Source organism: Streptomyces sp. NPDC048462 (assembly GCF_043200175.1).
Lineage (GTDB): Bacteria > Actinomycetota > Actinomycetes > Streptomycetales > Streptomycetaceae > Streptomyces.
Genome location: NZ_JBICXG010000030.1, coordinates 50,342 through 68,987, shown reverse-complemented (window position 1 = coordinate 68,987; position 18,646 = coordinate 50,342). Strand labels below are relative to the sequence as shown.

The 18,646-nt window shown below is 70.2% G+C and carries 18 protein-coding genes; 6 read left to right on the top strand and 12 right to left on the bottom strand.

Annotated features, from left to right (window positions below):
* The first annotated feature begins 31 nt into the window (after positions 1-31).
* The 3 genes from ACGFU6_RS33430 to ACGFU6_RS33420 all read left to right on the top strand — a co-directional run bounded on the left by ACGFU6_RS33430 (position 32) and on the right by ACGFU6_RS33420 (position 3,967).
* Positions 32-1,465 (top strand): glycosyltransferase, encoded by a 1,434-nt coding sequence (locus ACGFU6_RS33430; RefSeq protein WP_393616331.1) that lies wholly within the window; start codon positions 32-34, stop codon positions 1,463-1,465.
* Positions 1,466-1,542: 77 nt separating this feature from the next.
* Positions 1,543-3,090 carry a DUF6056 family protein gene (locus ACGFU6_RS33425; RefSeq protein WP_393616330.1) on the top strand — a complete coding sequence of 516 codons (1,548 nt, stop codon included), beginning with the start codon at positions 1,543-1,545 and terminating at the stop codon, positions 3,088-3,090.
* A 97-nt stretch (positions 3,091-3,187) separates the two neighbouring features.
* The gene (locus ACGFU6_RS33420) at positions 3,188-3,967 is read left to right on the top strand and encodes a phosphatase (protein ID WP_123525884.1); all 780 of its coding nucleotides are present in this window, start codon (positions 3,188-3,190) and stop codon (positions 3,965-3,967) included.
* A 35-nt stretch (positions 3,968-4,002) separates the two neighbouring features.
* Here the strand turns inward: ACGFU6_RS33420 and ACGFU6_RS33415 are convergent, their stop codons facing one another.
* Positions 4,003-4,380, bottom strand: a complete 378-nt coding sequence (locus ACGFU6_RS33415; RefSeq protein WP_123525885.1) for a helix-turn-helix domain-containing protein — start codon at positions 4,378-4,380, stop codon at positions 4,003-4,005.
* A gap of 119 nt (positions 4,381-4,499) precedes the next feature.
* On the opposite strand from ACGFU6_RS33415, the gene ACGFU6_RS33410 reads away from it, so the two are divergent.
* Complete coding sequence (locus tag ACGFU6_RS33410) at positions 4,500-4,862, top strand: DoxX family protein (RefSeq protein WP_393616329.1); 363 nt, start codon at positions 4,500-4,502, stop codon at positions 4,860-4,862.
* A gap of 55 nt (positions 4,863-4,917) precedes the next feature.
* Here the strand turns inward: ACGFU6_RS33410 and ACGFU6_RS33405 are convergent, their stop codons facing one another.
* The 4 genes from ACGFU6_RS33405 to ACGFU6_RS33390 form a co-directional block, all read right to left on the bottom strand.
* Positions 4,918-5,955 carry a cation diffusion facilitator family transporter gene (locus ACGFU6_RS33405; RefSeq protein WP_393616328.1) on the bottom strand — a complete coding sequence of 346 codons (1,038 nt, stop codon included), beginning with the start codon at positions 5,953-5,955 and terminating at the stop codon, positions 4,918-4,920.
* A gap of 59 nt (positions 5,956-6,014) precedes the next feature.
* On the bottom strand, positions 6,015-6,902 hold the full coding sequence (gene tesB / locus ACGFU6_RS33400; RefSeq protein ID WP_393616327.1) for an acyl-CoA thioesterase II: 888 nt from the start codon (positions 6,900-6,902) through the stop codon (positions 6,015-6,017).
* Positions 6,903-6,920: 18 nt separating this feature from the next.
* A complete protein-coding gene (locus ACGFU6_RS33395; RefSeq protein WP_393616326.1) occupies positions 6,921-8,078 on the bottom strand; it encodes an acyl-CoA dehydrogenase family protein in 1,158 nt (385 codons plus the stop codon).
* A gap of 372 nt (positions 8,079-8,450) precedes the next feature.
* Positions 8,451-9,938: a PucR family transcriptional regulator gene (locus tag ACGFU6_RS33390; RefSeq protein WP_393616325.1), complete on the bottom strand. Its 1,488-nt coding sequence runs from the start codon at positions 9,936-9,938 to the stop codon at positions 8,451-8,453.
* A 126-nt stretch (positions 9,939-10,064) separates the two neighbouring features.
* Here ACGFU6_RS33390 and ACGFU6_RS33385 point away from each other — a divergent pair, with 126 nt between their 5' ends.
* Positions 10,065-11,549: a sodium:solute symporter gene (locus ACGFU6_RS33385; RefSeq protein ID WP_393616324.1), complete on the top strand. Its 1,485-nt coding sequence runs from the start codon at positions 10,065-10,067 to the stop codon at positions 11,547-11,549.
* A 70-nt stretch (positions 11,550-11,619) separates the two neighbouring features.
* Here the strand turns inward: ACGFU6_RS33385 and ACGFU6_RS33380 are convergent, their stop codons facing one another.
* The 4 genes from ACGFU6_RS33380 to ACGFU6_RS33365 are packed head-to-tail and all read right to left on the bottom strand — an operon-like array spanning position 11,620 to position 14,675.
* Positions 11,620-11,991, bottom strand: coding sequence for a hypothetical protein (locus ACGFU6_RS33380; RefSeq protein WP_393616323.1), 372 nt, complete (start codon positions 11,989-11,991; stop codon positions 11,620-11,622).
* Positions 11,984-12,946: a fatty acid desaturase family protein gene (locus tag ACGFU6_RS33375; RefSeq protein WP_393616322.1), complete on the bottom strand. Its 963-nt coding sequence runs from the start codon at positions 12,944-12,946 to the stop codon at positions 11,984-11,986. The genes ACGFU6_RS33380 and ACGFU6_RS33375 overlap by 8 nt, the downstream gene beginning before the upstream one ends.
* 12 nt (positions 12,947-12,958) lie before the next feature.
* Positions 12,959-13,915 carry an iron-containing redox enzyme family protein gene (locus ACGFU6_RS33370; protein WP_393616321.1) on the bottom strand — a complete coding sequence of 319 codons (957 nt, stop codon included), beginning with the start codon at positions 13,913-13,915 and terminating at the stop codon, positions 12,959-12,961.
* A gap of 40 nt (positions 13,916-13,955) precedes the next feature.
* Positions 13,956-14,675, bottom strand: coding sequence for a 2OG-Fe dioxygenase family protein (locus ACGFU6_RS33365; RefSeq protein WP_393616320.1), 720 nt, complete (start codon positions 14,673-14,675; stop codon positions 13,956-13,958).
* A gap of 342 nt (positions 14,676-15,017) precedes the next feature.
* On the opposite strand from ACGFU6_RS33365, the gene ACGFU6_RS33360 reads away from it, so the two are divergent.
* Positions 15,018-15,608, top strand: coding sequence for a pyridoxamine 5'-phosphate oxidase family protein (locus ACGFU6_RS33360; protein ID WP_393616319.1), 591 nt, complete (start codon positions 15,018-15,020; stop codon positions 15,606-15,608).
* Between the two features lie 8 nt (positions 15,609-15,616).
* On the opposite strand, the gene ACGFU6_RS33355 is transcribed toward ACGFU6_RS33360, so the two are convergent.
* The 3 genes from ACGFU6_RS33355 to ACGFU6_RS33345 form a co-directional block, all read right to left on the bottom strand.
* Positions 15,617-16,537 carry a LysR substrate-binding domain-containing protein gene (locus ACGFU6_RS33355; protein WP_393616318.1) on the bottom strand — a complete coding sequence of 307 codons (921 nt, stop codon included), beginning with the start codon at positions 16,535-16,537 and terminating at the stop codon, positions 15,617-15,619.
* Between the two features lie 30 nt (positions 16,538-16,567).
* A complete protein-coding gene (locus ACGFU6_RS33350) occupies positions 16,568-17,218 on the bottom strand; it encodes a cyclase family protein (protein ID WP_393616317.1) in 651 nt (216 codons plus the stop codon).
* 156 nt (positions 17,219-17,374) lie between these two features.
* Positions 17,375-18,643, bottom strand: a complete 1,269-nt coding sequence (locus tag ACGFU6_RS33345; RefSeq protein ID WP_393616316.1) for an MFS transporter — start codon at positions 18,641-18,643, stop codon at positions 17,375-17,377.
* Positions 18,644-18,646 lie beyond the last annotated feature (3 nt).

The following is an 18,646-nucleotide window of genomic DNA, read 5'->3' as shown; positions in this document are numbered from 1 at the left end:
GCGGTCGCGTCCGCGCCTGATGGGGAATCGAATGAAAAGCTGCCAGGTATCGATCGTCGTCCCCTGTTATAACGAGGACGAGGCCGTCACGGCGTTCCACCGCGCGCTGGTCTCCGCCCTCGAACCGACCGGGAAGAGTTTCGAGGTCTGCTATGTCGACGACGGCAGCGAGGACCTCACCCGCGCCGAACTGATCCACCTGGCAGCCGTCGACGAACGCGTCCGGTACGCAGCCTTCAGCCGTAATTTCGGCAAGGAGGCCGCCATGCTCGCCGGACTCCGCATGACCCGCGGGGACTCCGTGGTGCTCATGGACGCCGACCTCCAGCACCCGCCGGAACTCCTGCCCCGCATGATGGAGTTGAGCGGACACGGCTACGACCAGGTGATCGCCCGGCGCGACCGCGAGGGCGAGGGCGCCCTGCGCTCGTTCGCCAGCCGCTCCTACTACCGCGCCATGGGGCACTTCATGGACGTGTCGGTGGTCGACGGCGAAGGGGACTTCCGGCTGCTGTCCCGCCGCGCGGTCGACAGTGTGCTCGCGCTCCCGGAGTCCAACCGGTTCTCCAAGGGGATCTTCTCCTGGATCGGCTTCGACACCACCACCTTCACCTATCACAACGCCCAGCGGGTGGCCGGACGGTCGAAATGGGGCAGCAGACGGCTGCTCAACTACGGCATCGACGGACTGATCTCCTTCAACAACCGCCCCCTGAGGATGGCCATCTACGCCGGTCTGCTCATGGCCCTGGCCGCGATGGGATACGCCCTGTGGATCATCGTGGAGGTGGCGCGCCACGGCGTGGGGGTGCCCGGCTACACCAGCCTGCTCACCGCCGTCGTGGCACTCGGCGGGATCCAGCTGGTCACACTCGGCATCGTCGGTGAGTACGTCGGCCGGATCTACTGCGAGACGAAGAACCGCCCGCACTACCTGATCCGCGAGACCAGCGAGCAGCCCGCACCCGCCCCTCCCACCGCGCCCGAACGGGCGTTACGGGTGAGAGGCGGCGGTGCGAGCGCCTTCGGGAACGGCCGTTCCCGGACCGTGCGCCAATTCATCACCTTCGCCATGATCGGCGTCGTCAACACAGCGGTCTATCTGAGCGTCTACGCGACACTCAACCACTGGATTCCCTATCTGACCGCCCATGTCATCGGCTATTGCGTCAGCATTGTCGGCTCCTTCCTGCTCAACTCCTACATCACCTGCCGGACGAGTCCGACGTGGCGGGCCTTCGTCCGCTTTCCGCTGTCGAGCCTCGTCAATCTCGTCCTTTCCGGGGCGTTGCTCTATGTCGGGGTGAGTCATCTGGGCATGGGAAAGAACGTCGCCGCGCTGACCGCCGGAATTCTCGCCACCCCGTTCTCCTTCCTGATCGCCAGGTGGGCCATCACCTCCGGCGCGGCCGTCACCCGGCAGCCGGAACCGCTGCCCGGCCGGACCGGCCGACCGGGCGACTGACCCCGCGCGGCACCCCCGTACGGCACGAGTACGCACACCCCAGGCAGCGGCACCGCACGAAGGGCACCGGCACATCCATGACCGCGGAACCACCGGGAACGGCGGACACCCCACCGGCGGCGGAGGGCGCCAACCGCCCACCGGACGGCGCCCGCCCGCCCACGACACCGAAGCCCCCGAGACCCCGGATGCCGGTCTGGGCGGCCGTGCTCACCGTCTTCCCGTCGGCCCTGCTCGCCGCGTCCTTCTGGATCGGCCGGCTGGTGCGGCCGGGCGGCGACGACTGGTGCTTCCTGCCCGTGCTGCGCGACGAAGGCGTCTCCGGCATGATCGGCAAGTTCTACCTGGACGACAACGGCCGCATCGCCAACGCCCTGATGGTCGCCCTCTACGGGGCCGGGGGAGTGGCCGGCCACCAGTGGTACGCCGTCGTCAGCGGGCTGCTGATCCTGGCCGTGCTCTGGGCGCTGGTCCCGGCCGCGCTGAGCCGCACCGGGCGGACCGTGCCGCGCGGGGTGCCGCTGCTCGTCGCGTCGATGGCCGCCGCGGTGTTCTTCTTCGCCACCCCCAACACGTACAAGACGTTCTACTGGCCCGCCTCGTCCGTCTCTCACACCGTGGCCCCGGCCCTGGCCGCGGCGGCGGTGATCCCGCTGCTGCGGGCCCGGTCGCGCCGGGGACGGATCCTCGCGCTGTGCGTCGCCGCCCTGGCCGGGCTGTTCATCGGGACCCTCTCGGAGGGGACGTCGATCGTCTCGGGCATCCTGCTCTGCACCGCGCTGCTGCTCAGCCTCCGGGCCCGGCCGGGCCCCGCCCGCTCCCGCACCCGGCTCTGGTGCGGCGTCGCGCTGGCCGCCCTGCTGGCGGGGCTGGTCATCATCTACACCTCGCCCGGCTCCCGCCACCGCCGGGACCGCTTCGGCACCGGCGCCACGTCCGTCCTCGACACCGGATCGCTGGCCGACGCGCTGCGGACCTATCGCGACATCCTGGGGACCGTCCTCACCACCTGGACCTACCTCGGCGCACTGGCCGTCGGCGTCCTGCTGGGCCTGCTGCTGCGCGGGAACGGCCCGTCCGGTGACGGGCCCCTGCGCGGCCGGCCGATGGTTCCGGCACTGGCGGCGGTGGCGGCGTTCCTGGTGTCCGGGTACCTCTGCACGCTCGTCACCCTCCCGGCCTTCGAGCGCAACATGATGACGTATGGCACCCGCACCTGGAACGACTACCTCTTCCTGTTCGTGCTGCTGCTCGCCGCACTCGGCGCCCTGCTCGGCGACGCCCTGCGCACCCGTGCCCGGGGCACCGCGGCCGTCCCCCTCGCCACGGGAGCGGCGGCGGTGCTCTGCGCGGCGGTCTGCGTGGGGCTGGCCGTGCCGCTGGCCGGACTGGCCCACGACATGGACGTACGGGCCCGGCACTGGGACCGCCAGGACCGGTGGCTGCGCGAGAAGGCGGCTGCCGGCGCCGAGGTCCTGCCCTACGTACCGGCCTCGGTGGGGCAGATGCGCGACCCGTTCGGCGACCACGGCCGCAGCGCCTGGCCGGCCATCTGCACCGCGCGGTACTACCACCTGCAGCGGATCACCTACTCGACCCGGCCGCTCCCCGGGCCGGCCCGCTGACGTCCCCACCCGCGCCGGGCCCCCGCTCCGGGGCCCGGGAACACCTACTGCGCCATGCGAACGGCACACTGCGCACACCTGACGGCACAATGGGTTCATGCCGATACCCAGCCGTGCCGCCCTCGTCGAACAACTCGTCCGTACGCGAATAGCCGGAGACGTCGCCACCCCGCGCGACAACAACCTCTCCCACTACCGCAAGCTAGCCAACGGCGACCGCCACTTCTGGCTGGGCCTGGAGCTGGGCGACCGGTGGCGCGACGAGCAGGACGTGCTGGCCGTGATGGCCGAGCGGTGCGGGGTCAGCGACGACCCGGAGCACCGGTTCGGCCAGGACACCATCGACCCCGAGCTCACCGTCGACGCCCTGGACCGGGCGGCCGCCCGGCTGCGCAAGGCGGCCGACGGCTCCGAGCGGGTGCTGTTCGCCACCGGTCACCCGGGCGGCCTGCTGGACGTCCACCGGCAGACCGCGGCCGCGCTGCGGGCCGCCGGCTGCGAGATCGTCCGGATCCCGTCCGGGCTGATGGCGGACGAGGGCATGGTCTTCCAGTTCGCGGACGTCGCCGTCCAGGAGCGCGGCGCGACGCTCTGGCACACCCACTCGCCGGCCCCGATGGCGGCGATCCTGGACGGCCTGGAGCGGGAGGGGCGCCCGATGCCCGACCTGGTCGTCGCCGACCACGGCTGGGCCGGATGCGCGGCGCAGCGGGGGCTGGACGCCATCGGCTACGCGGACTGCAACGACCCGGCGCTGTTCCTGGGGGAGGCCGAGGGCACCCTCCAGGTGGCCGTCCCGCTGGACGACCACGTGCTGGACCCGAGGTTCTACGACCCGATGACGGATTACCTGCTGGACGCGGCCGGACTGCTCTGACGATCCGGTAGCGGTGCCGGGCGGCGACGGACGGGTCAGGGGTGCTCGGAGTCGTAGGCGGCCTGGCTCCGCTCGATGCCGGGGTTGTTGTCGACCGCCCATTCGGCCAGCTTCACGGCGGGCCCGATCAGGGTGCGCCCCGTCGCGGTCAGCTCGTACTCGACGCGCGGCGGGACCTCGGGAAACGCCGTGCGGGTCACCAGGCCGTCGCGCTCCAGGTGCCGGACGGTGCGCGTGAGCATGCGCTGCGAGATGCCCGGGATGCGCTGCTGCAGCTCGGTGAACCGCATCCGCTCGCCGTCCAGGGTGGCCACCACGAGCAGGGTCCACTTGTCGCCGATGCGGTCCAGGATGCCCCGGATCGCCCGGCCGCCGTCGCCGCGGATGAGGCAGGTGGTGCGGTACTTCGACATGGCGTCCCCTGTTCGCAACGCACACCGGTGTGCCTTTTGTAAGCGTCTCCATCCTGACCGACCATGTGGTTACGGACAAGTCGTAACCATGACGGCTCCGACCATTACGGAGGACGCGGATGGACATCGCCTACTGGATCGTCGCCGGGCTCCTGGGCGCTTTCTACCTGTACGCCGGCGGCAAGAAGACCGTGCAGTCCAAGGAGCGGCTGGCGCCCATGATGGGCTGGGTGGACACGGTCCCGATGGGCGCGGTCCGGGCCATCGGCGCCGTCGAGATACTCGGGGCCGCCGGCCTCGTACTGCCGCCGCTCACCGGTACAGCGCCCGGCCTCGCGATGGCGGCCGCGATCGGCCTCGCCGTGCTCCAGGTACTGGCGGCGGGCCTGCACCTGTCCCGGGGCGAGGCGAGGGACACCGGTCTGAACGCCGCGCTCATCGTGCTCGCCGGGGCGGCCGCCTGGCTCGCCACGACATGGTGACCGGCCGGGGCCCCGCGGCCGCCCGGCTTGATCCACCGGTGCCGAGGGGCGGTCCTCAGTCCTCCAGCCGGTCCGTGAACAGCCCCCCGCCGTCCCCGTTGCCCTCCCCGTCGCCCGGCCCGACCACCGGACTGCCCCCCTCGGCGCGGGCGCGGCGGCGCTGGGCCACCCCCGGCGTCGGGTCCAGGTACACGCGCTGGACCGACGGATACCGCTCCCGCAACTGCCGCTCCGCCTCCTCGCAGGCCCATTCCACCTGCTCGGCACTGGCGACGTCCCGGAAGTCGACCTTCGCGGCGACCAGGATCTCGGACGGCCCCTGGATGAGGGTGGTCAGCTCCAGCACCTCGATGATGTGCGGCACCGACAGCAGTTCCTCCCGCATCCCGGTCCGCATCGACTGCGGCACCGGGCGCCCGATCAGCAGCTGTGCGTTGGAGCGGCCCAGCACCCAGGCCACGTACACGAGCAGCGCGCCGATCAGGATCGACGCGATCCCGTCCCAGACGCCGGAGCCCGACAGCTGGCCGCCGAGCAGCCCGCCGGCCGCCAGCAGCAGTCCGACCAGGGCCGCCGAGTCCTCCATCACCACGGCCTTGACCGCGGTGTCGGGCGTGCGGCGGAAGTAGCGGGTCGGGGCGGCCCCCAGCCGGGCCGCCTCGCCGCGCACCTGGCGCAGCCCGGTGCGCAGGGAGTAGCCCTCCAGCAGGAAGGCGATGACCAGCACGATGTACGAGACGAGCGGATCACCGAGCTCCTCGCCCGCGATCAGGGTGTGCACACCGTCGTAGATCGAGAAGACCGCGCCGCCGACGAAGGTGGCGACGGAGGCGAGCATCGCCCAGATGTACCGCTCGGGGCCGTAGCCCAGTGGGTGGTCCTCGTCGGCGGGCTTCTCGCTGCGCTTGAGCGCGGTGAGCAGCAGCACCTCGGTGACGGTGTCGGCCACCGAGTGGGCCGCCTCCGAGAGCATCGCGCTCGATCCGCTGATCACCCCCGCGACGGCCTTCGCCACGGCGATGCCGAGGTTGGCGGCCGCGGCGACGATGACGGTGAACGTGGACTCCCCACCCGCTGATTTCTCGTCACTCATGGTGGGGAGTATGTCCGCAGCCGGGCCGGGCATGTCCGATGCGCGGCCGTCGGCCCCGTTCAGTCCTTCCGGGGGACCCGGACGACGCCCTCCTGGATCACGGTGATCGCGAGGCGGCCGTCCTGCGTGTAGATACGGGCCTGGCCCAGGCCGCGCCCGCCGGACGCGGACGGCGACTCCTGGTCGTACAGCAGCCATTCGTCGGCCCTGAAGGGCCGGTGGAACCACATCGCGTGGTCCAGGCTCGCGCCCACCACGTCACCGACGGCCCAGCCGCCGCGCCCGTGGGCCAGGAGCACCGAGTCGAGCAGTGTCATGTCGGAGACGTACGTCGCCATGCAGACGTGCAGCAGGGGATCGTCCGCCAGCTTGCCGTTGGTGCGGAACCACACCTGCGAGCGGGGCTCGCGCGACTCCCCGACGGTGCCGAACGGCGGGGCGTCCACGTACCGCAGGTCGACCGCGGCACGCGCCTCGATCAGCCGGTCCACGACGCCGGGGTCGCTGAACCGGTCCGCGTAGCGCGGCAGCATCTCGGCTGCCGTGGGCAGCGTCTCCGGGTCGGGCGCGGCAGGCATGGGCGCCTGGTGCTCCAGGCCCGCCTCGTACGTCTGGAAGGACGCGGAGAGGTGGAAGATCGGCTGCCCGTGCTGGACGGCGACGACCCGCCGGGTGGTGAAGGAGCGCCCGTCCCGGATGCGGTCGACGGTGTAGACGATCGGCGCGCCGGGGTCGCCGGCCCGCAGGAAGTAGGAATGCAGCGAGTGGGCGCTCCGGTCGGCCGGTACGGTGCGGCCCGCGGCGACCAGTGCCTGGGCCGCGACCTGTCCGCCGAAGACGCGGGGCACGACTGCCGAACGGCTCGTGCCCCGGAAGATGTCCCGCTCGATCTGCTCCAGGTCGAGGAGCTGGAGCAGATCGAGCAGGGAGTCGTTTGTGGTGCTCATGGAGAGAACGTAGCCGCTCTACAGGCCCATGGACTTGGCGATGATCGACTTCATGACCTCGCTGGTGCCGCCGTAGATCCGGTTGACCCGGTTGTCCGCGTAGAGGCGGGCGATCGGGTACTCGTTCATGAAGCCGTAGCCGCCGTGCAGCTGGAGGCAGCGGTCGATGACGCGGTGCGCGACCTCGGTGCAGAACAGCTTGGCGGATGCGGCCTCGGCGGCGCTCAGCTCACCGGCGTCCAGCGCCTCCAGCGCCCGGTCGGCGACGGCCTGGGCCGCGTCCACCTCGGCCTGGCAGGCGGCCAGCTCGAACTTGGTGTTCTGGAACGAGGCGACGGTCTTGCCGAAGACGGTGCGCTCCAGCACGTACTCCTTGGCGAACCGGACGGCCGCCGCGGCCTGTGCGTACGCCCCGAAGGCGATGCCCCAGCGCTCGGAGGCCAGGTTGGTGCCGAGGTAGCCGAAGCCCTTGTTCTCCTCGCCGAGGAGGTCCTCGGCCGGGACCTTGACGTCGACGAACGCCAGCTCGGCGGTGTCGGAGACCTTCAGGCCCAGCTTGTCGAGCTTGCGGCCGACCGAGTAGCCCTCGGACTTGGTGTCGACGGCGAAGAGCGAGATACCGAAGCGGCGGTCGTCCTCGCGCGGGGCGGAGGTACGGGCGCAGACGATCACGCGGTCCGCGTGCACGCCACCGGTGATGAAGGTCTTGGCGCCGTTGAGGACGTAGTGCGTGCCGTCCTCGGAGAGCTTGGCGGTGGTCTTCATGCCCGCGACGTCGGAACCGGTGCCCGGCTCGGTCATCGCGAGGGCCCACATCTCCTCGCCGGTGGTGAACTTCGGCAGCCAGCGCTTCTTCTGCTCGTCGGTGGCGAGCATCTTGACGTAGGGCAGCCCGAGCAGGGTGTGCACCCCGGAGCCGCCGAAGGACACACCCGCGCGGGCGGTCTCCTCGTAGATGACGGCCTCGTACTTGTGTGAGTCGATGCCCGCGCCGTCGTACTCCTCGTCGACGTTGATCCCGAAGACGCCCAGCTCGCCGAGCTTGAGGTAGAAGTCGCGCGGTGCCTGCCCGGCGGCGAACCACTCGTCGTAGACCGGCACGACCTCGGCCGCGATGAAGGCGCGGATGGTCTCCCGGAACGCCTCGTGGTCCTCGTTGAATACCGTACGGCGCACGGGGTGCCTCCTCTATCAGCTTCGGGCGGGCTGGCTAAGCGCTTGCTCAGTACTATTAAAAGTTACCCGGCAGTCACCGGCGCTGTCCAGGGTGATGCTGAGCACGTCGGAGGCGGGACGCGGGCGCCGGGCGCCGGTGGTGTGCGCCCGGCGCCGCCTCAGATGCCGAACCGTGCGGAGATCCCGTCCAGTACGCAGTCCAGGCCCGTCTCGAACGACCAGGTCGCGTCGTCCTTGCGGGTGGCCTGTTCGTCGATCGCAGGCGTTCGGGGGCCGCTCGTCCATGGCCGGAGGGTCAGGGGTCCTGTCCACGCCGAGGGGCCGTGGCCGGGACAGGTCAGGTCGCCGGAACCGGCCGCCCTTCGCAGGCCCTCACCCCTGCCGCAGCGCGAACCACAGCTCCGTCCGTACGTCCATGTCGTCCAGGTCAACGCCCAGCAGCGTCGCGCACCGCCCGATGCGCTGGCGGACCGTGTTGCGGTGGACCCGGAGGGCGGTCGCCGTGCGGTCCCAGCTGCCGTGCAGGCTCAGCCAGCAGCGCAGCGTCTCGGCGAGGGGTTCGGTGAGCGGGGCCAGCAGGGCGCGGGCGTGTGCCTCGGCGGCCTCGGGGGGTACCAGGGCGGCGAGGCCGCGGCCGGTGTCCGTGCGGTGGTGGGCCAGGGGGGTGCGGGTCGCCTCCGCGCGGCCCAGCGCGCGGGCCGCCCGCGCGTCGGCCACGTCGAGTTCGGTGATCGCGGCGGGCGCGGACGCGCCGAGCGTCCAGCCGGGCTGCGGGGTGATCCGGTCGTCGCCCGGCACCAGCACCCGTACCGCGGCGCCGCCCCGGCCCGCGTCGACCAGCGCCGAGCCCAGGGCCGCGCCGAGCGCCCCGGCCGTGAGCGGGTCCACCGGGTCGCCGCCGCTGCGGCGCGCGTGCACCACCGTCCACCGCTGCGCGCCGCCCAGCAACGGGGCGACGCCCGCCGGGTCCGCGCCCAGCAGCAGCCGGACCAGGGCAGCCGAGCGGCCCGCGGCGTCGGCGCCCTGGTGCGGGGCGGCCAGCAGGGAGAGCAGGACGACCGCGACCCCGGCGATGGTGTGGTCGCCCGCCTCGCGCCGCTTCGACGCCAGGGTCAGGACGAGCCCCTGCCCGCCGCCCAGCGCGTACGCGGCGAGGTGGGTGGCGCCCAGGGTGTCGGTGGCCGATGCGGGTGCGGGGCGCAGGACCGGCGCGACCACCCGGGCGAGCCGGGTGAGCGCGGCCCGTACATCGGGGGCCGGTGTCCGGCCGGCCGCGTGCAGCTCCTCGCCGTCGGCCGTGAGCAGGACCGCCCGCCCTTCCAGCTGGGCCGCCAGCTGGTGCAGCACGGCCGGCACCGGATCGGTCCTGGCCGCCGCCGTCGCCAGGGCCTGCTGGGCGCGCGTCACCCGGCGCAGCTCGCGCACCCGGGCCTGGGCCATCAGCTGCCACACCGCGCGGGCGATCGCCGTGAACGGGGTCTCGGGCGGCACCTCGATCAGCGGCAGCCCGTACCGTTCGCACGCGGCGATCAGCTCCGCGGGCACCGTGTCATGCACCGGCCGCACCCCGAAACCGAGCGCCGCGGCCCCCGCCTCGACCAGCCGGGACACATAGGTGTCCGGGTCCGCGAGCAGCACCCCGGCGCTCAGCAGCAGCTCGCCGCCGAGCAGATACGGGTACGGGTCGGCCATCTCCGAGGTGTGCACCCACAGCAGCTCCGCCTCGGCGGGTCCCGCGATGCGGCGCAGTCCGAGCTCGTCCCTGGCCAGCAGCCCGGTCAGCGGGATGGGCGGGGTCGGAGGAGCGGCCGGTGCGGCAGGGGTGGTCGGTGCCGCCGGTCCGGCGGGGGATTCCGGCATGGAGGGTTCATCCGTTCGGTGCGGTGAGAATGGATGAAACGTACACTTCAGCGTCGCTTCCGGGCCACCTACCGTCTTCACGACAACCGAACCCACGAACCTTGTGATCGAGACGGAGGGAAGCCCATGGCAGTCGACTACGCCGTGATCGTCGTCTATCTGGCCGGCATGCTCGCCATGGGCTGGTGGGGCATGCGCCGCGCCAAGTCCAAGAGCGAGTTCCTGGTGGCGGGCCGCCGGCTCGGCCCCTGGATGTACTCCGGCACCATGGCCGCCATCGTCCTCGGCGGCGCCTCGACGATCGGCGGGGTCGGCCTCGGCTACCAGTACGGGCTCTCCGGTGCCTGGATGGTGTTCACCATCGGGCTCGGGCTGCTCGCCCTCTCCGTGTTCTTCTCCGCCCGCATCGCGCGGCTGAAGGTCTACACCGTCTCCGAGATGCTCGACCTGCGCTACGGCGGCCGGGCCGGGCTCATCTCGGGCATCGTCATGTGGGCCTACACACTGATGCTCGCGGTCACCTCGACCATCGCCTACGCCACCATCTTCGACGTCCTCTTCGACATGAACCGGACCGTCGCGATCATCCTCGGCGGCACCATCGTCGTCGCGTACTCGACGCTCGGCGGCATGTGGTCGATCACGCTCACGGACATGGTCCAGTTCGTCGTCAAGACCATCGGCGTGCTGCTGCTCCTGCTGCCCATCGCGGTGATCAAGGCGGGCGGCTTCAGCGAGATGAAGGCCAAGCTGCCCACCGAGTACTTCGACCCGTTGGGCATCGGCGGCGAGACGATCTTCACGTACGTGCTGATCTACACCTTCGGCATGCTGATCGGCCAGGACATCTGGCAGCGGGTGTTCACCGCCCGCAGCGACCGCGTGGCCCGCCTGGGCGGCACGGTCGCCGGTACGTACTGCCTGGTGTACGCGGTCGCGGGTGCGGTCATCGGCACGGCGGCCAAGGTCATGTACCCGAAGCTGCCGACCGCGGACGCCGCATTCGCGACCATCGTCAAGGACGAACTCCCGGTGGGCGTGCGGGGTCTGGTCCTGGCCGCCGCGCTCGCCGCCGTGATGTCCACGTCCTCCGGTGCGCTGATCGCCTGCGCGACGGTGGCCAACAACGACATCTGGTCGCGGATCAAGGGCGCGGTCAGGCGCGACGGGGACGGCGCGGAGCACGACGAGGTGAAGGGCAACCGCGTCTTCATCCTGATCATGGGCATCGCCGTGATCCTCATAGCCATCGCGCTGAACAACGTGGTCGAGGCGCTGACCGTCGCGTACAACCTGCTCGTCGGCGGGCTGCTGGTGCCGATCCTGGGCGGCCTGCTGTGGCGCCGGGGCACGGCGGCCGGGGCGCTGGCCGCCGTCGCGGTGGGCGGCCTCGCGGTGGTCGGCCTGATGGCGGGGTACGGAATCCTTGCGAACGAGCCGGTCTACTACGGCCTGCTGGCCTCGCTGGCGGTCTACATCGTGGTGTCCCTGGCGACGAAGCCCACGGACGCGGCCGTCCTGGCCGCATGGCGTGAACGGCTGGCGGGGCGCGGCAGCGAGCCGGAGCCGGTGGAGCCGGTGGAGCCGGTGGGGGAGCGGGTCGGGGGCTGACCATCCGGAACGGGCCGCCGGATGCTCCGGCGGCCCGTTCCGGGACGGCCCTGTGCGCGGCCCGTTCCGGTCAAGCCGCGTGGCCGTACTTCGCGTCGCTGAGTGCACGGGCGAAGGTGCGCCGGCTCTCCCGTATCCCGGTCGCCAGGACTTCGCCCACTTCCGGGGAGCCCGGGCCCGCCGGTACCTCGACCTCCCAGCTCGACCACCAGGTGCCGCCCGCGAGCCTGTTCTCGCGGAACGTGGCCCGGAACCGCAGCTGTGTCGAGTCCGGTGCCGATGACTCCAGCCGGATACTGAATTCGCCTTCCGGCAACTCGATGCGGACGACGTCCTCGATGCACGACATCCTGGCCGCGTCGGGCACGACCTCGGTGGCGAGCAGGCTCGCGTGGCGTACGGCGCCGCCCAGGACGGAGTACGTGTGACGTACGTCAGTCATGAGCGGCTCCGTCCGACACCGTGCCGGTGGGCTCCTTACGGTTCTGCCATGCGACAGCCACCAGCTTGCGGAAGAAGGCGCCGTAGCTGCGCTCCACGTGGACGGCCCGCCGCTCCGCCTCCTGATGGCGTTCGCGCAGCCTGTTGATCGGAACGACCATCGCAGCGTGGTGTTCGATGTGGAGATTGTTTCCGTTGGTGAACCAGGTGGTCAGCCAGCTTCCGCGGATCGAGCGGGTGTTGCGCAGTACGTCCCTGGTGCTCGTCTCGCACATCAGGTGTTCCGGTACCTCCACCAGGAAGTGGAGCGGAACGGCGAAGGCCAGAGGCAGTAGCCACAGCCGGACGAGGGGCTCGGCAAGACCGAGAGCGGCCGCGCAGACCGCCGCCGCGATCACCAGTCCGATCAGCCGGTACTCGGCGACGATCTCCCGTCGCCGCCGCTCGGCGATCTGGCCGATGTCGTACGACCACCTGCCGGTCCAGCTGCGCGCGACGTCCCGGAGCACCATGACGAGCCGGGAGTAGTCCAGCAGACCGCGCACGAGCAGCCCGGGAGTGATCGGCTTCCGGTTGTCGAACCCGAAGAACTCGGAGTCCTGCGGGGTACCCAGGTACCGGTGGTGCTGCAGGTGCCTCACCCGGTAGTGGCTGTAGGTGACCAGCAGGGGGATGCCCAGGGGGACTCCGACCCACCGGTGGAGCCTGGCGGCCTGGAAGGCGGAGTGGTGCAGGCACTGGTGCTGAAGCTCGACCATGTGGGTGTAGGTGGCGCCGAGCAGCAGCGCGCCGGTCAGCGCCACCGGCCAGCTGGGGCTCAGTGCGAGATACCCGGCGGCCACGGCCAGGCAGCAGGCCAGCGCGACCTTTGCGGTGAAGACCGCCTGGTCCCAGTCCGAGACCCGGCGCTTGCGGAAGAGCAGTTGAGGTGACTCGCTCGGCGTGGTGACGGCCATCTTCTCTCCTCCTCAATTGGGCAGCTTGCGCATGGCGTCCCAGATCCGCCCGTAATAGGCGTTGGCCACCCGCACCCGGGTGGCGACGCCGAGTGCGATCTCCCGCAGGAGTTCGGGCGACCGGTCCACCAGCGGCAGGAACACCCCCTTGAACCACTCGGCGCCGTGGTCCGCGTCGACGTGGACGTGCACCCGCTGGTAGTCGATGACGTCCGGGGGCACGTCCAGACGGTTGCATCCGTCGACCATGGCCTGGAAGCGGGGCGAGGCACTCTGCTCCAGCACGCCCATGGCCCCGAGCGCACGCGGATTGAGGTGGCGGTGGATGCCGTACATGAGCAGCAGGCAGGCGTTCTCGAATGCCTCGGGACAGAGCAACGCCTCCCGGCCGATGCCGGCGTCAGCCAGCCGGGCTCGCATGTAGACGGCGGAATGCTCGAACATGCGGGTGTGGACGCGGGAGATGTCCCCCTCTCCCATCTCGTCCCAGTAGTTCTCGGCAATGGTGATCTTCGTGTGGCCCTCGGTTCCGATCTGCACCATCGCCATGAGGTCGTCGAATTTGCTGTCGACCAGCTCCTCCCCCATGAAGAAGAGCGCCATTTCTTCCATGGTGGCCGCGTGGGCCAGGTAGTCGCAGAATTCGGGTTGCGTGTGCTGCGCTGCCACCTCGAGGAACCAGTCGTGGAAGTCCGCACCCTTCTCGGGGAGCGAGCGGGGAGCGACCTGGGCGTCTTCCCAGGCGAGCCACGCGTTCTCGATGGAGACTATTTCCTGGTCCGCGTTGAGTCGCGGAATCCGGGCGAAGTCCTCGGGTCCCGACATGTACTCGATGTAGTGCGCGTGCAGCCGGCTCAGTAGTGCTTCCCGCACGGTGGGGTCGGGGGTTCCGCCCCTGAGGGGGAATGCCTGGCTGATCCGGTCTCCGTGCGAGGGTGCGGATATGCGTTCTGCGGAGAATGTGGTCACGGTGTTTTCCCTTTCTGTCGACGGACAGGGTGTGGAAACGTCAGTGAGGCCTGGTTCCGCGCGTGATGACGTCGATGAATACGTCCCGATAGGCTCCCTCGCCGTCCTGCTGCGGTTCGATGGGGGTCGCGTCGTGCAGTGTCTTCGCGTCGTCGGCCAGCAGCATGTCGCCGGGCGCGAGGAGCGTTTGTGAATGGATTTTCCTACGGCTCTCCGCGTCGTAGATCCCGCTTTCTCCTCCGCCGATGTTGTGACGGTTCACAAGTAGGGTCACGACGTAGTCCACCCCGTCCCGATGGATTCCTTCGGGAGTCGGCTGCCCCGTTGTCCCGCTGCCGGCGAGGATGCGGTTCTGGAAGCACTGGTGGTGCCACGTGTGCGGGCCGTGCATGCAGGTCAGGACCGCCGTGATGCCGGTGAGGAGGTCACGGAACAACCCGCCCCCAGCGATTTCCCTCTCGATCGGGTCGTACGTCCGCAGCACGTCACCGTTGAGATGGTTGATCGCCAGCGGCTGCAGGTAGGGCTTCGCCGCCAGCTCCTCGATGTCTCCGGTCCCGGAGACGTTGAAGACGGAATGCCTCCGCAGCCGGTAGGTCTCGCCGTGAGCCATGAACGCGTCCACCGGGAGCCGGGACCAGCTATCGGCAAAGGCGGACCATTCCTTTTCGAAACCCTCCTGATCGTCGATCAGGTCGGTCGCTTCACCGCTCACGAAAAGCTGGTCCGTGAGCGCCTTCGCCCAATCCGAGGCCGGCATGGTCTCCTCCTGTCAGAGGCTGTTCGGACGGCGCACAGCTCGACCGGGCTGTGCTGATCTGCTGCCGACGAGTATTCCTGCGTTCGGCGTCAGTCCTCCTGACTCTTCAGGAGATCGGGATGATCGGATCAGACGCATCCGGATTCGCGCCTGCCGTCGGTAAGTTATCGCCACGTGCTACCTGGGGAAATCCTGGGTGGAGCGGTTCGCCGACCGGTTTTGGTGGCCCGGCCGGACGCGTGGAGAGGCCATGCGGAAAACGTGCACGGTTGTTGCCGGCCGTACGTGCCGGCCGGACGATTCTCTCTGCCGGAACACACACCGATGAAGGGTGTCCCACCCATGAGGGATGAGAATTTCTACAACAGTGGGGCGAGGCGGATCCAGGCTGCTCTGGGTACACGGCAGGTGGCCGATCACATCGCAGCCAACTACGTCGCGGACAGCTTGGACCGAGCCGCGGCCGCCCTGGTGGGCAGGGCGGATTGCTTCTATCTGGCGACGGCTGATTCCCGAGGCTTCCCGGACTGCTCGTACAAGGGTGGGCTGCCGGGTTTTGTGCGGGTGCCGGCTCCCGGCCTGCTTCGGTTTCCCAGCTACGACGGAAACGGAATGTTCCGGAGCCTGGGAAACGTACTGGAGAACCCACATGTGGGTCTGCTGTTCATCGACTACGAGAAGCCGATCAAGTTACGCATAAACGGCACGGCGCGGGTGTCGACGGAGGACCGCCTCCTCGCCTCCTTCCCCGAGGCCGACGCCGTGGTCGAGGTCGAGGTGAGGCAGGTCTTCGAGAACTGCCCGCGCTATCTGCACGACGTCCGCCACGGCGCGTACTCGACATACGTGCCCCGGCCGAACCGGGTCACGCCGGAACCCGAGTGGAAGCTCAAGCCCGAGTACGAGGGACTGGTGCGTCTGCGGGACTCGTGAGGGACCGTTCAGCCGCTGTGCGCGAAACCTGAGGTGCGCGTATAGGCGCGCTTGAGCCGTTGTTGCAGGATGACGGACCAACTCGACGCCCCTGCTGACGCCTTGGTGACCAGGACGATCGTCCGGGAGGGGGCGGGGATACCGGCGGTGTCCATCGAACGTGTCAGTCCGTCGCGTCGGATGAGCGCCGACGAGGGCACGTAGGTGATCGCCTGGAGGGCGAAGGCCATCTCCTGGGCCAGGGCCCAGTCGTCGGTGCGGCCGACCGGGTGGGCGAGAACCCCGTAGCGCGTGAAGTGAGTGGTGACCAGACGGTCGCAGTCGGATCCGGTGCGCGGCAGCACCCACGGAAGCATGGACAGCGACTCGGCACCGGACCGGATCGCCGTGGAAAGCAGATTCGGCGGGCCGACGAGTACGAAGGGTTCGTGCCGCAGCGGCACCGTCCGAAAGCGCACGTCCTCGTCTTCGGCGGCTTCCTGTACGGAGACCGCGGCGTCCAGGCTGCCGGCTCGGACCAGGTCGCGGCCCTCGTGGGGAGAGGTCTCGAACACGTGGAGGCGAAAGGGCAGGTCGTCGCCGCCGCCCAGGGCCGGGAGCACGCAACTGCCCATGGCGGAGGGGAAGGAGCCGAGGGAGACGGTCGGTTTGGTACGTGGCTGAGCCGTCCCGGTGTCCTGGTGACGCGAGACGGACGTTTCCCAGAGATCGGCGATCTGTGAGGCCACCTGGGCCATCACGGAGCCCCGGTCCGTGAACCTGATACCGCGGCCCTCAGGCTCCAATAAGGGAAACCCGCACTCCGCGCCGAGTACCTTGATCTGCTGCGACACCGCGGAAGGCGACAGGTGGAGCGCTTTGGCCGCGGCATGGATACCTCCGCACGAGTGCACCGTGTGTAACGTCCGGAACTGCTGAAGGTTGGCCATTACTCCGCTCTCTTCCGAGGTCGAGCAACGTCACATCCATCGGGAGTACGTGAGGAACGCGCGTACCGGGAATGTGCCGAGGCCCGCGACCTTGATGGGAACCGCGGTGAACTTTCCGCCCTGTTCCGGGATGAGGGACAGGTTCGTCAGGTGCTCGACCACCGGGATCCCCGCCCCCAGCAGCTGTGTGTGCGCGGGGCGTTCGCGCGTGTGCGTGCCGTCGATGTTGAGGGAGTCGATCCCCACGAGCGCCGGTCCCGCGTCGGCCAGTAGCGCGGCGGAGGCGGCGGAGAGATGGGGGTGCTCACCGCTCTCGTAGCTGTCTGTGCCCCAATAACGCGACCAGCCGGTCCTGATGAGGACGGCACGGCCGCGCAGGGTGCAGCCCGAGAAGCACTCGGGGGAGATCTCCTGCTTGTCCGTCTCGATCACGGTGGTGGGCACACCGGCGACCCGGGCGAGATCGAGAGCCGTGAGGTCGTACCCGTCCGCGTAGCGATGAAAGGGCACGTCGAGGTAGGTGCCCGTCTGGCCCACCAGGCAGAGCCTGCCCGTGTGGAACTCCGTTCCCGGCGCGTACGTCTCCCGCGACTGCTCGCGGGAGACCTGGCTCGTCAGGACGGGCTGCGGCAGGCCCGGGTAAGCGGTCGCGCCGGGGACGATCTCGTGGCTGAGGTCCACGAACACGCTTCCGGGTCCGCTGTGGCGGAACCTGCCCTGGGCACGCGGCGGAGGAGAGCTGTTCACCATCGGGACTGCCTTTCTTCTGCATCCGGACGAGGATGGTCGGTGGGATCAGGCCGGTACAAGAAGGCCTTTCGGGTTTTGGCCATATGCCTACTGCCGCTTGCGTGCGGTGGTTTCTGCTGAGTGGCCCTGGGCCGAGGCCGAGGCCGAGGCCGCGAGCCGGCCGGAGCGGGCGTCGCGGAACGCGAGGGGGACCACCAGAAGGATCAGGGTCGCGGCCGCGGCGAAGGCACCGTCGATGCCCAGGGCGTAGGAGGTCAGGCCGACCGCCACGGCGCCCGCTCCGGTGCCCGCGTCGTAGGCCATGTTCCACAGGGTGCTGGCCATGCCGTGGCCGTTGGGGCCGGAGCGCTGGAACATCAGCACCAGCGTGTCGTTCTGGAGCGCGCCGAAGCCCAGGCCGTAGATCACGGCTGCCGCGCCCGACACCGCCGCCGCACCGCCGGGGTGGGCGGCGGCAAGCCCGAAGCCGCCCATTCCCACGGCACAGGCCAGCACGCTCGGCCCCATCAGCCGGCCCACGCCCGAGCGGTCGCTGACGATGCCGGCGACCCAGCGGCCGACGATGACCGCGCCGGTCAGGAGGAACAGCGCGGGCGTGGCCGCGGACGGCTGTGCCAGCGCGAGGGGGAGGAAGGACGTGACGGCACCCAGTGCGCAGGCGGTCGTGATCAGGACGGTGAACGGCCTGCTGACCGCCCGCAGCTGGACCGGGCCCGTCCTGGGCCGGGGTCGCGGGCGGCCGGGGCCGGCGGGAGCGGGCACCCTGATCGCGGCGGCCAGGGGAGCCGCCAGCACGCTCAGGACGCCTGCGGTGACGAAGACCGCGGTGAATCCGATGTGTTCGGCGGCCCACACCCCCAGGGGAAGACACACCACCTGGGGCAGACCGACGGCGATGCCGTACCAGCCCACAGCCCTGCCCCTGCTGTCGGCCGGGATCAGCTCGGCGACGAGCGCGCTGCCGGCCACCGCGACCATTCCGAAGCCGACACCTCGCACGGCGGAGACGGCCAGCACCCAGTCCATGGCTGCCGAGACCGGGTAGACGAAGGTGGGCAGGCCCAGGAGGAGCGATCCGATGATCAGCATCCGGCGCAGGCTCAACCGCTTCAGCAGCCATGACATGCACAGCTGCACACCCACGGTCGTCGCCATCGTCACACCGGTCGCGGCGCCGACCGCGGTGTAGCCCGAGCCGCCCTCGGCGGACCAGAGCGGTGCGACGGACAGCAGTGGTGCGTAGTTGGAGAAGGTGCCCAGGGTCGCGGCGAGGAGCAGAAAGAAGTCGCGCCCGGCCGGGCCGGTGCGGATGCCCTCGGCGGAGCTTCGGTGGCGCCTTGTCGGGGAGAAGGCCATGTG

Coding starts and splice junctions, on each gene's coding strand:
- ACGFU6_RS33430 (WP_393616331.1), top strand. CDS start 32: ATGAAAAGCTGCCAGGTATCGATCGTCGTCCCCTGTTATAACGAGGAC.
- ACGFU6_RS33425 (WP_393616330.1), top strand. CDS start 1,543: ATGACCGCGGAACCACCGGGAACGGCGGACACCCCACCGGCGGCGGAG.
- ACGFU6_RS33420 (WP_123525884.1), top strand. CDS start 3,188: ATGCCGATACCCAGCCGTGCCGCCCTCGTCGAACAACTCGTCCGTACG.
- ACGFU6_RS33415 (WP_123525885.1), bottom strand. CDS start 4,380: ATGTCGAAGTACCGCACCACCTGCCTCATCCGCGGCGACGGCGGCCGG.
- ACGFU6_RS33410 (WP_393616329.1), top strand. CDS start 4,500: ATGGACATCGCCTACTGGATCGTCGCCGGGCTCCTGGGCGCTTTCTAC.
- ACGFU6_RS33405 (WP_393616328.1), bottom strand. CDS start 5,955: ATGAGTGACGAGAAATCAGCGGGTGGGGAGTCCACGTTCACCGTCATC.
- tesB (WP_393616327.1), bottom strand. CDS start 6,902: ATGAGCACCACAAACGACTCCCTGCTCGATCTGCTCCAGCTCCTCGAC.
- ACGFU6_RS33390 (WP_393616325.1), bottom strand. CDS start 9,938: ATGCCGGAATCCCCCGCCGGACCGGCGGCACCGACCACCCCTGCCGCA.
- ACGFU6_RS33385 (WP_393616324.1), top strand. CDS start 10,065: ATGGCAGTCGACTACGCCGTGATCGTCGTCTATCTGGCCGGCATGCTC.
- ACGFU6_RS33380 (WP_393616323.1), bottom strand. CDS start 11,991: ATGACTGACGTACGTCACACGTACTCCGTCCTGGGCGGCGCCGTACGC.
- ACGFU6_RS33375 (WP_393616322.1), bottom strand. CDS start 12,946: ATGGCCGTCACCACGCCGAGCGAGTCACCTCAACTGCTCTTCCGCAAG.
- ACGFU6_RS33365 (WP_393616320.1), bottom strand. CDS start 14,675: ATGCCGGCCTCGGATTGGGCGAAGGCGCTCACGGACCAGCTTTTCGTG.
- ACGFU6_RS33360 (WP_393616319.1), top strand. CDS start 15,018: ATGAGGGATGAGAATTTCTACAACAGTGGGGCGAGGCGGATCCAGGCT.
- ACGFU6_RS33355 (WP_393616318.1), bottom strand. CDS start 16,537: ATGGCCAACCTTCAGCAGTTCCGGACGTTACACACGGTGCACTCGTGC.
- ACGFU6_RS33345 (WP_393616316.1), bottom strand. CDS start 18,643: ATGGCCTTCTCCCCGACAAGGCGCCACCGAAGCTCCGCCGAGGGCATC.